The sequence below is a fragment of the Pseudomonas sp. GLN_2 genome (assembly GCF_043106005.1).
GTDB classification, from domain to species: Bacteria; Pseudomonadota; Gammaproteobacteria; order Pseudomonadales; family Pseudomonadaceae; genus Aquipseudomonas; species Aquipseudomonas alloputida.
Genome location: NZ_JBICMC010000090.1, coordinates 1 through 13,721 on the forward strand (window position 1 = coordinate 1; position 13,721 = coordinate 13,721).

12 protein-coding genes and 2 pseudogenes are annotated in these 13,721 nt (G+C 62.4%); 5 read left to right on the forward strand and 9 right to left on the reverse strand.

Annotation, left to right across the window (positions count from 1 at the left end):
• Nucleotides 1-255: 255 nt before the first annotated feature.
• The 3 genes and pseudogenes from ACF8Q6_RS22225 to ACF8Q6_RS22235 form a co-directional block, all read left to right on the forward strand.
• On the forward strand, nucleotides 256-1,152 hold the full coding sequence (locus tag ACF8Q6_RS22225; protein WP_088512935.1) for a formate/nitrite transporter family protein: 897 nt from the start codon (nucleotides 256-258) through the stop codon (nucleotides 1,150-1,152).
• Nucleotides 1,153-1,420: 268 nt separating this feature from the next.
• Nucleotides 1,421-2,494 carry a diguanylate cyclase gene (locus tag ACF8Q6_RS22230; RefSeq protein WP_392490552.1) on the forward strand — a complete coding sequence of 358 codons (1,074 nt, stop codon included), beginning with the start codon at nucleotides 1,421-1,423 and terminating at the stop codon, nucleotides 2,492-2,494.
• Between the two features lie 51 nt (nucleotides 2,495-2,545).
• Nucleotides 2,546-3,811, forward strand: a pseudogene (locus ACF8Q6_RS22235) (CHASE4 domain-containing protein); the annotation flags it as partial.
• Here the strand turns inward: ACF8Q6_RS22235 and ACF8Q6_RS22240 are convergent.
• Nucleotides 3,724-3,918 carry a hypothetical protein gene (locus ACF8Q6_RS22240; protein WP_353619278.1) on the reverse strand — a complete coding sequence of 65 codons (195 nt, stop codon included), beginning with the start codon at nucleotides 3,916-3,918 and terminating at the stop codon, nucleotides 3,724-3,726. The pseudogene ACF8Q6_RS22235 and the gene ACF8Q6_RS22240 overlap by 88 nt on opposite strands.
• On the opposite strand from ACF8Q6_RS22240, the pseudogene ACF8Q6_RS22245 reads away from it, so the two are divergent.
• Nucleotides 3,839-5,131: pseudogene (locus tag ACF8Q6_RS22245) on the forward strand (putative bifunctional diguanylate cyclase/phosphodiesterase); the annotation flags it as partial. The gene ACF8Q6_RS22240 and the pseudogene ACF8Q6_RS22245 overlap by 80 nt on opposite strands.
• An 8-nt stretch (nucleotides 5,132-5,139) precedes the next feature.
• Here ACF8Q6_RS22245 and ACF8Q6_RS22250 read toward each other — a convergent pair.
• The 8 genes from ACF8Q6_RS22250 to ACF8Q6_RS22285 form a co-directional block, all read right to left on the reverse strand.
• Entirely contained in the window at nucleotides 5,140-5,472 is a 333-nt protein-coding gene (locus tag ACF8Q6_RS22250; protein WP_392490553.1) for a DUF2025 family protein, read from the reverse strand.
• Nucleotides 5,473-5,695: 223 nt separating this feature from the next.
• On the reverse strand, nucleotides 5,696-6,565 hold the full coding sequence (locus ACF8Q6_RS22255; RefSeq protein WP_392490554.1) for an efflux RND transporter periplasmic adaptor subunit: 870 nt from the start codon (nucleotides 6,563-6,565) through the stop codon (nucleotides 5,696-5,698).
• A gap of 12 nt (nucleotides 6,566-6,577) precedes the next feature.
• Nucleotides 6,578-6,784 (reverse strand): DUF1656 domain-containing protein, encoded by a 207-nt coding sequence (locus ACF8Q6_RS22260; protein ID WP_012051433.1) that lies wholly within the window; start codon nucleotides 6,782-6,784, stop codon nucleotides 6,578-6,580.
• Nucleotides 6,771-8,759 (reverse strand): FUSC family protein, encoded by a 1,989-nt coding sequence (locus ACF8Q6_RS22265; protein WP_392490555.1) that lies wholly within the window; start codon nucleotides 8,757-8,759, stop codon nucleotides 6,771-6,773. The genes ACF8Q6_RS22260 and ACF8Q6_RS22265 overlap by 14 nt, the downstream gene beginning before the upstream one ends.
• A gap of 205 nt (nucleotides 8,760-8,964) precedes the next feature.
• Nucleotides 8,965-9,081, reverse strand: a complete 117-nt coding sequence (gene ccoM / locus ACF8Q6_RS22270; RefSeq protein ID WP_003254862.1) for a cytochrome c oxidase subunit CcoM — start codon at nucleotides 9,079-9,081, stop codon at nucleotides 8,965-8,967.
• Between the two features lie 135 nt (nucleotides 9,082-9,216).
• Nucleotides 9,217-9,378, reverse strand: coding sequence for a hypothetical protein (locus tag ACF8Q6_RS22275; RefSeq protein WP_392490556.1), 162 nt, complete (start codon nucleotides 9,376-9,378; stop codon nucleotides 9,217-9,219).
• A gap of 67 nt (nucleotides 9,379-9,445) precedes the next feature.
• A complete protein-coding gene (locus ACF8Q6_RS22280) occupies nucleotides 9,446-9,775 on the reverse strand; it encodes an aspartate-semialdehyde dehydrogenase (protein WP_392490557.1) in 330 nt (109 codons plus the stop codon).
• A 63-nt stretch (nucleotides 9,776-9,838) separates the two neighbouring features.
• Entirely contained in the window at nucleotides 9,839-10,534 is a 696-nt protein-coding gene (locus ACF8Q6_RS22285) for a M949_RS01915 family surface polysaccharide biosynthesis protein (RefSeq protein ID WP_004576201.1), read from the reverse strand.
• Nucleotides 10,535-10,684: 150 nt separating this feature from the next.
• On the opposite strand from ACF8Q6_RS22285, the gene rapA reads away from it, so the two are divergent.
• Entirely contained in the window at nucleotides 10,685-13,531 is a 2,847-nt protein-coding gene (rapA, locus tag ACF8Q6_RS22290; protein WP_392490558.1) for an RNA polymerase-associated protein RapA, read from the forward strand.
• Nucleotides 13,532-13,721 lie beyond the last annotated feature (190 nt).

Below are 13,721 nucleotides of genomic sequence, written 5' to 3' on the forward strand. Positions count from 1 at the left end.
TACGCTTTCCTCAGAGCCTGTCAAGCGTTTATTTTGAAGTTTTTTACCACCGCTTTCTTTCGAAAGCTAACAACTTCAACAACTTACCGCTTGCCCCGAAGCGTTCATCGCTGCGAGGAGGCGAATAATACGCGCTTTGAAATCAGAGTCAACACCTTGTTCTGAAAAACTTTTCCATCAACGTTTTGCCGCTAACCGGCAACTAATGAAAGCGCCGTGGATCTGTAAAGAAACACACCACGGAGCGTAGCGGCCATGAGCGATGGGCAAAGCGAGAAAACCCCCGGCCTCTCTGCAGATGAAGAGCAGGAGGTCAGCCACAGCCAACCGCCGCGGGCGGCTGTGCTGCACGAAATCATTCGCTACCAGGGCGACCAGGAACTGGAACGTACACTTGCCGCGTTGTGGTGGTCGGCACTTGCCGCCGGCCTGTCCATGGGGCTGTCGTTGATGGCCATGGGGCTATTCTACGCCCGCCTGCCGGAAGGCGATGGTGCCCAGGTGGTCGCCAGCATCGGCTACAGTGCGGGCTTTCTTGCCGTGATCCTGGCACGCCAGCAACTGTTCACCGAAAATACGCTCACCGCCGTGCTGCCCGTCATGACCGCCCCTACGCTGGCCAACTTCGGACGACTGCTACGCCTCTGGGGCGTGGTGTTGCTTGGCAACCTGGCAGGCACCCTGCTGGTAGCCTGGGTGATGCTGGAACTGCCGATCTTCGACAGCAAGACCGATGTGGCATTCCTGGAGGTCGGTCGCAAGGTAATGAAGAACGACATCAGCCAGATGTTCGCCAAGGGCATAGTCTCAGGCTGGATGATTGCCACCATGGTCTGGATGATCCCTTCAATGGAGCACGCCAAGATCTGGATCATTCTGATGATCACCTACCTGATGGCCCTTGGCGATTTCACTCATATAGTGGTGGGGTCAGTCGAAGTGTCCTACCTGGTGTGGGCTGGCGACGAAACCTGGAGCCGCTTCTGGCTGGAATTTGCATTGCCGACGCTGGCGGGCAACATCATCGGTGGCAGTTTCATCTTCGCCTTGATCAGCCATGCACAAGTGCGCAGTGACAGTGGCAAACCACCCTCGCGGCTTCTGAACGACGACCAGCCCCAGTCCGCGCGCAGCAGACATGAGCCAAAATGATACTCAGCGTGCCGCTACGGTGGGCTCATGCCCTGGCCCTGCTTACTCATGGGCCAGGGCTACACACCCGTTCTGCCCGCCATACGGTGACTTCAGGTTGCCCTGCCCCGTCCGCGGTGTGCTCAGTCGCACCTGAGCCTGCCCACCACAGTGATCGAATCAACCGTGAATTGGCTTGTAAGGTCATTTCTCGCCGATGAAACACTGTTCAACAATATTCATCCGAGTTATGCGATGAACGGTACACCGGCGGAAGAAGATCAGCATTATGGACAATCGCATCGGCAAAGGACTTTCATTCGTCAAGCGCATCTACCTGCCGCGGGTCATTGGCCTGGGAATCGGCCTGTTCACTGTCATGGCGGCGATTGCGCCGCTGTCGCCCCCCTCCTGGACATGGCTGCTAGTACTGTTCAATGGCTTGCTGTGGCCGCACGTGGCCTACCTGTGGGCTACTCGCTCGACAACGCCTTTCCAAGCGGAACAACGCAACCTCCTGCTGGACTCGCTGATGGGCGGGTTCTGGACTGCCGCCATGCACTTCAACCCGCTACCCAGCGTGACCGTGCTGTCGATGATGACGATGAACAACGTCGCCGCCGGCGGCAAGCGCATGGTCTTTCGCGGAGCGCTGGCGCAACTGGCTGGCATGCTCGCCGCCATCCTGCTGCTTGGCCCTGGCTTGCAATTGATCGCCACGCCCCTGCAGGTCTATGCGTGCCTGCCAATGCTGGCGCTGTACCCACTGGCCTTGGGCTGGGTGTGCTACCAGCTTGCGATCAAACTGGGCGACCACAAGCGCCGGCTGAGCGCCCTGAGCCTCACCGACAGCCTGACCGGGCTGTTCAACCACGGCGCCTGGAAAGACCTGCTGCAGCTCAATTTCCAGACGTGCAAGCAGCGACAGGGGCACGCGGTGATTGCCCTGATCGATATCGATCACTTCAAGACCATCAACGACACCTTTGGCCATGTGGTTGGCGACTGTGTACTGCGCCAGCTCAGCGCTGAGCTGCGGCGCAGTTTGCGCGAGGGCGACCAGGCCGGGCGTTACGGCGGCGACGAATTCTGCGTGATCCTGCCCGAAATCAGCGAAGCCCAGGCCTGCCAAGTCATGGAGCGTCTGCGCGAGCGGGTTTCCAGCTACCGCAACCCACAGTTGCCGCACCTGCGCATCAGCCTGAGTATCGGCCTGTCACCCTTCGAGGCCAACCTCGAGTCCCCCGAGCACTGGCTCGTACAGGCGGACAAGGCGCTGTACATCGCCAAGCACGCTGGCCGCGATCAGGTCAATTTTGCCCGCGGTGAAGCTGCCGCGCTCAGGCTGGCCTATCCTGATTGAACCTCCTTCCTGTCTGCCTGGCGGGAGGTTGCCTGAAGGAGCCGCTCGCGCATGGCCAGGACCGCCAAGCTTCTACCCGCTAGCCCCACACCGCGCTTTCAGGTGCGCCACCTCATTGCCGGTTTCAGCGCAGTGTTCGGCCTGGCTTGCCTGGTCATTCTCGGCGCTCTGTTCAATATCGCCAGCACACTCGACCAACAGGAGCGCCAGCGTAGCGCCTTCCATGCGAACCAGGCGCTGGAACAACGGCTGCTCGCCTCGCGCCAGTTTCTGTCCAGCTATGCCGTATGGGATGCAGCCTTCGAGCACTTGTCGGGCCAAGCCGACTGGCAATGGGCCTACGAGGAGAAAAACATAGGCGAGTCGCTGTACAGCGCCAGCGGCTACGAAGGGGTGTTCGTAGTGGAAAACAACCGCACCACCTATGCCTTGTTCAAAGGCCAGCCCAGCCAGGCAGGTGCCAACACCTATATAGACACACCGCTGCAGCCGATCATCGAACAAGCCCGCGCGGCGGCAGTTTCACGCGAGCAGATCACCCGTTTCGTGCTGTTCAATGGCTGGCCGGCCGCACTCAGTGCAGCAGCCGTGCGCCCGGACCGGGAGGTTACCGACAGCGAGGTGAGCCAGGCGCCGGTGATGCTGTTCATTGACCAGCTCACGGAGAGCAAACTGGCGCAGTTAGGCAACGGCGCCGGCCTGACGGGCATGCACGTGGAAAAGGAGGATATGCAGGATCACAGCCACCTGCGCATCGACCTGGGCGACACCGGCTACCATCTGACCTGGAACAGCCCACTGCCGGGGCGTCAGATGCTGCGGGCAGTGTTGCCAGCACTGCTGTGCGCCCTACTGATACTTGGCCTGGTGATGCTGTACCTGTTCCGCCATGCCTTGCGCAGCTCCCGGGCAATCGGCCTCACGCTCGTGCATCTGCAACGAAGCAACCAGGCCCTGGAGGCCAGCGAGCAGCGTTTCCGCGCGGTGGCCGAGTCGGCATCCGACTGGATCTGGGAAACCGACCGGCACCAACGCCTGACCTACCTGTCGCAACGCTTCGCCAACGTCACCGGCTACCCGGTAGACGGCTGGCTGGGCCACCCGCTCAACCAGTTGCTGGCCTGCGACACCACGCCGTTGTCACCTTGGCTCGACGCCCTGGCTACCGCCGACCCGCAGCAATTGGCCAACCTGCGCTGCACTTACCGCGACCAGAATGGCCAGAACCGCTACTGCCGGATATCCGCCCGCGCTATCTGGCGCGACGGCAAGGCCATCGGTTTTCGGGGTACCGCCAGCGATATCACCGACGAAGTCGACGCCCACGCGCGCATCCAGCATCTTTCGCTGCACGACCCACTGACCGGGCTGGCCAACCGCAATAAGCTCGCCCGGCACTTGGAGCAAGCCTTGTTGCGCGGCAGTGACTCGCCGCCGCTGACCTTGTTGCTGCTGGACCTGGACAACTTCAAGCCGATCAACGACTCGCTCGGTCATGCCGCCGGAGATGCCGTGCTGCAAGAAGTGGCAACGCGCCTGCGCGACACCACCCGCGATGGCGACCTGGTCGCGCGTCTGGGCGGTGACGAGTTCATCCTGGTACTCAGCGGCATGGACAACAGCAGCGAGATCGACCGCTTCTGCGCGCGCCTGATCGGCCTGCTGCAGCAACCCATCGTCTTCGAAAGCCAGCCGCTGCACATCGGTGCCAGCATTGGCGTTGCCCAGACGCGTAACCAGGGCTTCGATGCAGGTGAGCTGATCCGCTGCGCCGACATCGCCCTGTACCAGGCCAAGGCCGATGGAAAGAACACATGGCGCTACTTCGTTGCCGAAATGAACCAGCAGATCCAGTACCGCCGCCAGCTGGAGAACGACCTGCGCCGGGCCCTGCGCAATGAGGAGTTCGAGTTGCATTACCAGCCGCGCTATCGCCTCGACGACCTGCGTATCGTCGCGGTCGAGGCCTTGGTGCGCTGGCGGCATCCACAGGAAGGGTTACTGGGGCCGGACACCTTCATTCCGTTGGCCGAGCAGAGCGACATCATTGTTGCGCTCGGCCGCTGGGTGCTTCGCGAAGCTTGCCGCACTGCCCATGACTGGCCAGCCGACGTGCTGGTTTCGGTCAACCTGTCGCCTGCGCAATTCTTGCGCAGCGATGTGGTAGCCGACGTGCGCGAAATTTTGCTCGACACCGCCTTCCCCGCCCAGCGGTTGGAACTGGAGATTACCGAGAACGTGATGCTCAACGACATCGAGGGTGCGCTAGGCACCATGCTGTCGCTCAAGGAGCTAGGGGTGCGCCTGAACATGGATGATTTCGGCACCGGCTATTCGTCGTTGGGCTACCTGCGTACTTACCCGTTCGACAGCATCAAGATCGACAAACGCTTCATCAGCGGCCTGAACAACAACGGCGGCAGCGACCGCGCTGTGGTCCAGGCCATCATCAACCTGGGTGAGGCGATGGGGCTGACAGTGACAGCCGAAGGCGTGGAAAGCGAACATCAACTCAAGGCGCTGGAAAACGATCGCTGCCATGAAGTGCAAGGCTATTACCTGAGCATGCCCCTGGACAGCGCCGGATTGGCGGCGTTGTTGCACCAAACCTCCCAAGGCACTGCACAGCCCTTGTAGATGCGGCCTTACTGGGTGTGCTGCTGCAGGCTGCGCTGCGCCACGATTTCGGGCAGATCACAGCGGCGCAGGTAGGCGCGCAGCGGTTCACCAATGTTCAAGCGGTCATCCACATGCTGATCCAGCAACAGCGACAGCCGTTCGCGGCACAACACCATGCGCTGCCCTTGCTCGGGCCGCCAGACAAACTCGCTGCAGGGGGTGATACTGGCGTCGGCCACGTCCATGCCGAACGCATCCTCGGAGAAACGCACGATATGAACACCGCGCTTGCCGTGAAAACCGACAAAGCCCTTTAGCTGATCGGCGGCGTTGCAAATATCCTGGGAAGTGATGGCCATGACGTAACCTCGCAATGAAATCGGAAGATACGCACGCCTGGCGGAAGAAGGGTTGCCTCTGTCGGGCAACTCACAGCGGCAGCCTAACGCAACTGGCGGGCCGTTCGCCAAGTTTTTTCGTGCCTGCCCGACGCCGTCGACGACCTCAAGCTGTACTGCCTTCACCACACGACCCGGCTGTACCGCTTCGACCGTTACATCGCTGTCTATTGAGGCAGCACCATCACTGCGGGTCGCGGTCCTCGTGCACTTGCACACTCGCCGTCATACCCGCACTCAAGGTCAGCCCTTCCGGCACCTGATCCAGGTGAATCCTCACAGGTATGCGCTGGGCCAGTCGTACCCAGTTGAAGGTCGGCTCTACCTCCGGCAGCAACTGGCTGTCCGGGTTGCTGTTGCGGTCGGTGATGCCGCGGCTGATGCTCTCCACGTGCCCCTGCATCGGTTCACCCGTGCCCATCAGCCACACCTTCACGGTGTCCCCAACGCGAATGCGCGGCAGCTTGGTTTCCTCGAAATAGGCCTGGATGTAGAACGTCGAATCATCCACCAGCGCCATCACCGATTCCCCGGTGTTCACATAATTGCCTTCGGCCAGACGCAGATTGGTGATATGCCCGCTGCGCGGTGCCCGCACCTCACTGCGCGCCAGGTTGATCCTGGCCACCTGCAACTGCGCCTCGGCCTCATGCAACTCGCCACGCGCGATGGCGGCATTGATCTGGGCATTTTCACGCAACTCGGCACTGATCGCCTCTGGCCCCAAGGCAGTACGCCGGGCTGCTTCACGCTCGCGCAAGCGCAGTTGCTGGGCGCGGGTCTCGGTCACCGCGCTGGCCTGATCGAACGCGGCCTGGAAGCGCTCGCGGTCAATGCTCATCAACAGGTCGCCAGCCTTGACCTGCTGGTTGTCATGAACCTTGAGTTCGCGAACCCAGCCAGACACGTCAGGTGCAATAACCACCACATCGGCGCGCACACGGGCATCGCGCGTCCATGGGGTGAGCATGTAGTACTGCCACAGCTGGTAGCCGGCCAACACCGCCAGGGCCACCACACACAGGGTCACCAGAATACGTACGGCCGCACGCATCGAAACACTCCTTTATAAAGTTCCCAGCAGGCGTACCACCAGGAACAACACACAGACGAACAGCGCTGCGTCGAACAGCGCTTCATGCCAGATCCAGCGCCCCAACGGTGTGGCATGCACCACCAGGCGCAGCAGGCCGGTGAGCAGCAGCGCCAACAACACATAAAGCAGAAACGGGCTGAGCAGCACGCCGCCCACTTCCCACTCACGCAAACCCATGGGTGTCCTCCTGCCAGCGGCACCATTTGCCCCAGCTTTTCTGCAATTGCAGTACCGCCCCTTCGGCCAGGCGAAGCGGGTCGCTGGCTGGCAGCCGACGCAAGGCTGCAATGAACTGCTCACTGGCAGCATCCAGCCGCTGCCCACGCCCGGCAGCCGGCCCTTTGGCCAGCACTGCTTCCACGTGTTGCAGGTACTCGCGCTCGGCCCGCCCCAAAGGGGCCTGGGCGACCGCCAGGCACATGCGCAGGTGCACCAGTTCGTCGCCGATATCCAGCCCGTGCAGGCCGTCATCCCAGCGTTTGCGTTCGCCTTCCGGTAATTCACTGGCATGCCGCGCCAGTTGCATCAGCCGGTCGGCCATGCGCCCGCCAAACCAGCTGTCAGCCCCGCGCAGGTCGCGCCGGGTCAGGCGCACCAAGTCGTTCTGCGTTGCAGCACGCAAGCGCCGGCCCAGCCAGGCCGGGTGGCGGAACACCAGTAAGCGGAAGGCCATGACCGCTGCCGACACCCCCACCAGCATGGCCAAGGCACTGTTCAACATGGTCGCCACGCCGAACTGCATGGCGTTGAGCGGCGACACCAGCACAATGAAGTGCAGGCAATAGGAAGTGGCTGTAGCCCCGGTACGCGGATGGGCCATGCCCAGTGCACCAAGAAACAGTGGCACGCCCATGCCCAGGCAGAGCATGGCGAAACTGCTCCATTGCGGCAGCATGATCTGCCCGACCACAAACGCCGCCGGTATCGCCAGGAATATCCCGCGCAGGAAACTCAGGCCGATCTGTGCGCCGTTCTCGCGACTGGCGAACAGGCTGCAGACCACGCAGGTCAGCACCAGGCCACCCGGAGCCGAAGGCCAGGCCGTGGCCAGCCAGAAACCACTCATTACCAGGAAGGCCAGCGCACTGCGCGAGCCGAACAGCAAGGCCAGCGACCAGTCTCGGTGCGCGGCCAGCCCCTGGGACACGTCCTTGGGCGCCCTGCCCGCCTCCACATCCTCAAGTGCCTGGCTGGCGGCCATGGCATAGTCCAATAGCAGGGCCATGCGCGCCAGGCAGAAGTGCTCCGCCGAACTGATCTGCTCGTCGTGTGCGGCATCCCAGATACGCTGACGCAACAACAGCAGGCTGGGCTGATCGGGTTGGCCCAGCAGCGTGCGCACTTCCTGCAACCAGGACGTCAGGTGCTCGACTTCACCCTCATCCAGTTGCCGCCACTGACGGCGCACCGAACGGGAAATACGCAACAGCACCATCAGTTTCTGGCTAAGGCCACGAATGGCACGGGCACGTTGGCGCCCGCGATTGCCCTCGAACCAGGCATGTTCACGTTGGCTGTCGATGGCAACGATGCGCCCCAGGCTTTCCAGCAGGCCTTTGCGCGCCTCGCCCTCTCCGCCCAGCATGGCGCTGGCGGCCTGAAGGCCGTTCTGCCAGGCCTGCCGCGCCTGCCCGCCCAGTTGCTGCTCGACCCGCATGGGCCAGAGCAAGGCACTGCTGGCTGTTGCACAGAAAATGCCCAGGCAGATCTCGGTACAGCGCGCCACGGCCTGGTCGAATACTTGCAGGGGGTGGTCAATCGCCGGCAAGGCAATGATCGCTGCGGTGTAGCCGGCCAACACGAAGGCATAGGCCCAGGCGCTGCGCAACTGGGTGGACGCGGCGGTACACAGCGCCAGCCAAAGCGCCAAGGTAAGCAGAAACAGGCCGGGGGTCTGGGCGAACAGGCCGATGAACAGCACCGACATGACTGTGCCGACCAACGTGCCGGCCAACCGCGCCAAGCCTTTCTGCACCACCATGCCCGATAGCGGCTGGGCGACGATGAAAGCAGTCATCAATGCCCAGGAGGGTTGCTCCAGCCCCCAGCGCATCGCCAGCCACAATGCCAGGCCGCCACCGAGCAAGGTCTTGATGGCAAACTTGAGGGCGAGGCTGCTGGGCGCGAACAGGGCCTGAAAGGTGATGGGCACGAGGCGGACCTTGCGGGGAAAAGTCTTGCTGAAAAGATAGACAATGATGAGCAGGATAAAGCGGAAACGATTAATTAGCTAGCTAATCATGTATATGCGATGGGCCTGCACTGAAAGGGACAGCTCAGGCAATAAAAAATGCAGGCAAAAAAAATGGGCGACCGAAGTCGCCCTAAATGCCTTGCGTGCTCGTGTACCCGGAAGGTCAGCGCGGCTTGCGCTTGTTCGAGTCCTTCCAGATGAAAATGCCCAGACCGGCAAAGAAGGCGACCATCAGCCCGACCGTTACCACACCGGCGATAACCACGTTGTCGAAGAACATGCTGGCCTCCCCATTCGTTTGCCGTTGTCCGATGGGTACACGTTAACCAATGTGGCGGCGGGGAAAATTGATCAGTGTCAATGGTGCCCGATGCCGGGCACGCGAGGGGGGCGCAGGGTTGACCTGCGTCAAGTTTCAACGCTTCTTAGGTTTGCCCCTGGGCTTCTTTTTCTTGCTGGTACTCAAAGGCAGGGCCTGCTCGAAAGCATTGCGCATTTCGTTCAGCCGCTTTTCCTTGAGGTCGTGGACGCGCTTGGCACGTTCGGCATCGAAATCGATGAGGTTGTCTTGGCTCATGGGTGGGCTCGACGATCAACAGAGAAATGCATGATGAAGCCAGGCGCAGGCGCTGACCAGCCCCGTATCAGACTTCGATGTCCACCAGCAGTCCTTGGCGCACATGCTCGCCCATCAATGGCGCTACCGGCACGGTGTTGTCGGCATTGACCTCGTCACCCGGGACAGCCTCGTAGCGTTCCTGCTCGCCCTTGTTCCGGCGTTGCTGCTGGCGGCGCTGTTCATCGCGCAGCAACAATACCTGCTCCTGCGGGTCGCGCTGGCGCTTGAGGTCAATGGCACTTTCGCCGGACGCAGGCTGCGTCGGCACCACCGGCTTGATATCGGGGGTTGGCTTGACCGGGTCCTGTTGCGAGGTGACCGGGGCGGCACTGAGCGGAATGATCGGCGGCAGCATGGACGTTCTCCTATGCCCCCTGTATCGGCAGGCGCAGCTTTACCTTGATGTCATGGACAACATTTACTCGGCTTCGTCACCCGGCTCGTCGTCGACTGGCGGGCTGGCCTCGCTCCAGGGCCGCTTGTACACCTGCTGCCAGACCGCATCCATATGATCGCGCAATACCTGCGGCGCGGCTTTCAGCGAAGCGCTGTCCTCGCGCTCACCACCGATCGGTTCCTCGCCCGCCGGGGTGATCAGCGACTGGCCGGTAATGGTGTAACTGGCCTGCCCTTCACGCATCTCGATGGCGATGTCATGCGGGTCGATACCGCCGCCGCAGAATGCATGGCTGGCCACCGTTATCTCGGCCACCCCATTCTTGTTCAGGTCGCTCACATCACTGACGTCATTATAGAAATCCACGTCCAGGTCCAGCCCCGGGCAGGTCGTTTCCTGCTCGACCTGCCAACGCGCCTTGAAGGTGTCGTTCTCGGCCGTGCGCCCGTACAAGGTGGCCTTGAGCACCACCTTGTCCACTTCCTGTTCGCTTTCCAGGTCGCTGGCCTGGCCATCGCTGCGGCTCAGGACCAACAGCCCTTCGCCGTCACTGTCACGAAAGTGCACGCTCTTTATCGGCGTCTGCACGCCCAGTACCTCAAGCTGCTCCATCGGAATGGGGGGCAATGTCTCAAAGTTTTTCTGCTCGCAGGCGCTCAGCAGCACCAGGCTGCCCACGGCCATCGAAGCGCTGATCCAGCGGTGCTTGGCAGACATGTTGATCCGGGGCCCTCGTCGGCGGCGCTGTGCAGGGCGATGAAACGACTAGACTGTGCCTTTCGATACCTTTCGGTGCTATCGGCACTTTGGTCTGACCGGCCGATCCGTTAACATAATCGGCTTTTTCATCGCGGGAGTTCAGGCAGTATGGCGCAGCAGTATCAACCGGGGCAACGCTGGATCAGCGACAGCGAAGCAGAGCTCGGCCTGGGTACCATCCTGGCGCAGGATGGCCGCCTGTTGACCGTGCTCTACCCGGCCACTGGCGACACCCGCCAGTATTCCCTGCGCAATGCGCCGCTGACCCGCGTGCGCTTCTCGCCAGGTGACCAGATCACCCACTTCGAAGGCTGGAAGCTGACCGTACGCGAAGTCGAGGACATCGACGGCCTGATGGTCTACCACGGCCTGGACGGGCAGAACCAGCCTCGCACCCTGCCCGAAACCCAGTTGTCGAACTTCATTCAGTTCCGCCTGGCCAGCGACCGCCTGTTCGCCGGGCAGATAGACCCACTGTCGTGGTTCAGCCTGCGCTACAACACCCTGCAGCACACCAGCAAGCAGATGCAATCGGCACTGTGGGGGTTGGGCGGCTGCCGCGCACAGCCCATCGCCCACCAACTGCACATTGCCCGCGAAGTCGCCGACCGCAGCGCCCCGCGCGTTCTGCTGGCCGACGAAGTGGGCCTGGGCAAAACCATCGAAGCCGGCCTGGTCATTCACCGCCAGCTGCTGTCGGGGCGCGCCAGCCGCGTACTGATCCTGGTGCCGGAAAACCTCCAGCACCAGTGGCTGGTGGAAATGCGCCGGCGCTTCAATCTGCAAGTGGCGCTGTTCGACGCCGAGCGCTTCATCGAAAGCGACGCCAGCAACCCGTTCGAGGATGCCCAGCTGGCGTTGGTTGCCCTGGAGTGGCTGGTCGATGACGAAAAGGCCCAGGACGCGCTGTTTGCCGCTGGCTGGGACCTGATGGTCGTCGACGAAGCCCACCACCTGGTCTGGCACGAAGACCAGGTCAGCGCCGAATACGGCCTGGTCGAGCAACTGGCCCAAGTGATTCCGGGCGTCCTGTTGCTCACCGCCACCCCCGAGCAGCTTGGCCAGGACAGCCACTTCGCCCGCCTGCGCCTGCTCGACCCCAACCGTTTTCACGACCTGGCCGCTTTCCGCGCCGAGAGCGAGCACTACCGCCCGGTAGCCGAAGCGGTGCAGGAACTGCTCGACGAGGGCCGCCTGTCGCCCAAGGCCCACGCCACCATCCTGGGCTTCCTGGGTGCCGAAGGCGAAGCCCTGCTGGCTGCGGTCAGCGACGGCGACACCCAGGCCAGCGCCCGGCTGATTCGCGAACTGCTGGATCGCCACGGCACCGGACGCGTGCTGTTCCGTAACACCCGTGCGGCGATCCAGGGCTTTCCCGAGCGCCAGTTGCACCCCTACCCGCTGGCCACGCCCGAGCAATACCGCAACCTGCCAGCCGGCGAGCATGCCGAGCTGTACCCGGAAGTTGCCTTCCAGGCCCAGGGTGAAGTGGCCGATGACGAGCGCTGGTGGCGTTTCGACCCACGCGTCGACTGGCTGATCGACACCCTGAAGATGCTCAAGCGCACCAAAGTACTGGTGATCTGCGCCCACGCCGAAACCGCCATGGACCTGGAGGACGCCCTGCGCGTGCGCTCCGGCATCCCGGCCTCGGTGTTCCATGAAGGCATGAGCATCCTCGAGCGCGACCGCGCCGCTGCCTACTTTGCCGATGAAGAGTTTGGCGCCCAGGTGCTGATCTGCTCGGAAATCGGCAGCGAAGGCCGCAACTTCCAGTTCGCTCATCACCTGGTGATGTTCGACCTGCCAGCGCACCCCGACCTGCTCGAACAGCGCATCGGCCGCCTTGACCGGATTGGTCAGAAGCACACTATCCAGTTGCACATCCCGTACCTGCAAGACAGCCCGCAAGAGCGCCTGTTCCAGTGGTACCACGAAGGGCTCAACGCCTTCCTCAACACCTGCCCCACCGGCAATGCCCTGCAGCACCAGTTCGGCCCACGCCTGCTGCCGCTGCTCGAAGGGGGCGAAAACAAGGCCTGGGATACCCTGGTGGCCGACGCCCGCAGCGAGCGCGAGCGCCTGGAAGCCGAACTGCACACGGGCCGTGACCGCCTGCTGGAGCTCAATTCCGGCGGCGCCGGCGAAGGTCAGGCGCTGGTCGAGGCCATTCTCGAACAGGACGACCAGTTCGCCCTGCCGATCTACATGGAAACCCTGTTCGACGCCTTTGGCATCGACAGCGAAGACCATTCCGAGAATGCTCTGATCCTCAAGCCGAGCGAGAAGATGCTCGATGCCAGCTTCCCGCTGGGCGACGATGAAGGCGTGACCATCACCTATGACCGTGGCCAGGCGCTGTCACGCGAGGACATGCAGTTCCTCACCTGGGAGCACCCGATGGTACAGGGTGGCATGGATCTGGTGCTGTCAGGCTCGATGGGCAACACCGCCGTGGCGTTGATCAAGAACAAAGCGCTCAAACCAGGCACCGTATTGCTTGAACTGCTGTTCGTCAGCGAGGTGGTGGCACCCCGCAGCCTGCAACTGGGCCGCTACCTGCCACCGGCGGCACTGCGCTGCCTGCTCGATGCCAATGGCAACGACCTGGCGTCACGCGTGGCCTTCGAAACCCTCAACGACCAGCTCGAGAGTGTACCGCGCGCCAGCGCCAACAAGTTCGTCCAGGCTCAGCGCGATGTGCTGGCCAAGCGTATCAGTGGCGGCGAGGAGAAGATCCTGCCGGCCCACAACGAGCGCGTGGCCGAAGCCCAGCGCCGCCTGGCAGCCGAGGCCGACGAAGAGCTGGCGCGCCTGGTGGCATTGCAAGCGGTCAACCCAAGTGTGCGTGACAGCGAAATCGACGCCCTGCGCAAGCGGCGCGAAGATGGCCTGGCAATGCTGGAGAAGGCCGCCCTGCGCCTGGAAGCCATTCGCGTGCTGGTGGCTGGCTAACGCAGGCCCCGCGCCCTTGTGGGAGCGGGCACGCCCGCGAACACCGGCGAAGCCGGTGGCATCCATCGCAGTGGATGCTTCGCGGGCTCGCCCGCTCCCACAGGAAGGCATCAGGGCCCCAAATTTATTCCTCACTGCGATTGAAGTTATAACCAAATCGTAGAAATCATTGTGCCATTAGTCAGGAAGG

Bases quoted from the DNA above. Each gene is read 5' to 3' on its own strand.
- ACF8Q6_RS22225 (WP_088512935.1), top strand. From the start codon at position 256: ATGAGCGATGGGCAAAGCGAGAAAACCCCCGGCCTCTCTGCAGATGAA.
- ACF8Q6_RS22275 (WP_392490556.1), bottom strand. From the start codon at position 9,378: ATGAGCCAAGACAACCTCATCGATTTCGATGCCGAACGTGCCAAGCGC.
- ACF8Q6_RS22260 (WP_012051433.1), bottom strand. From the start codon at position 6,784: ATGGGTTTGCGTGAGTGGGAAGTGGGCGGCGTGCTGCTCAGCCCGTTT.
- ccoM (WP_003254862.1), bottom strand. From the start codon at position 9,081: ATGTTCTTCGACAACGTGGTTATCGCCGGTGTGGTAACGGTCGGGCTG.
- ACF8Q6_RS22280 (WP_392490557.1), bottom strand. From the start codon at position 9,775: ATGCTGCCGCCGATCATTCCGCTCAGTGCCGCCCCGGTCACCTCGCAA.
- ACF8Q6_RS22250 (WP_392490553.1), bottom strand. From the start codon at position 5,472: ATGGCCATCACTTCCCAGGATATTTGCAACGCCGCCGATCAGCTAAAG.
- rapA (WP_392490558.1), top strand. From the start codon at position 10,685: ATGGCGCAGCAGTATCAACCGGGGCAACGCTGGATCAGCGACAGCGAA.
- ACF8Q6_RS22230 (WP_392490552.1), top strand. From the start codon at position 1,421: ATGGACAATCGCATCGGCAAAGGACTTTCATTCGTCAAGCGCATCTAC.
- ACF8Q6_RS22255 (WP_392490554.1), bottom strand. From the start codon at position 6,565: ATGCGTGCGGCCGTACGTATTCTGGTGACCCTGTGTGTGGTGGCCCTG.
- ACF8Q6_RS22285 (WP_004576201.1), bottom strand. From the start codon at position 10,534: ATGTCTGCCAAGCACCGCTGGATCAGCGCTTCGATGGCCGTGGGCAGC.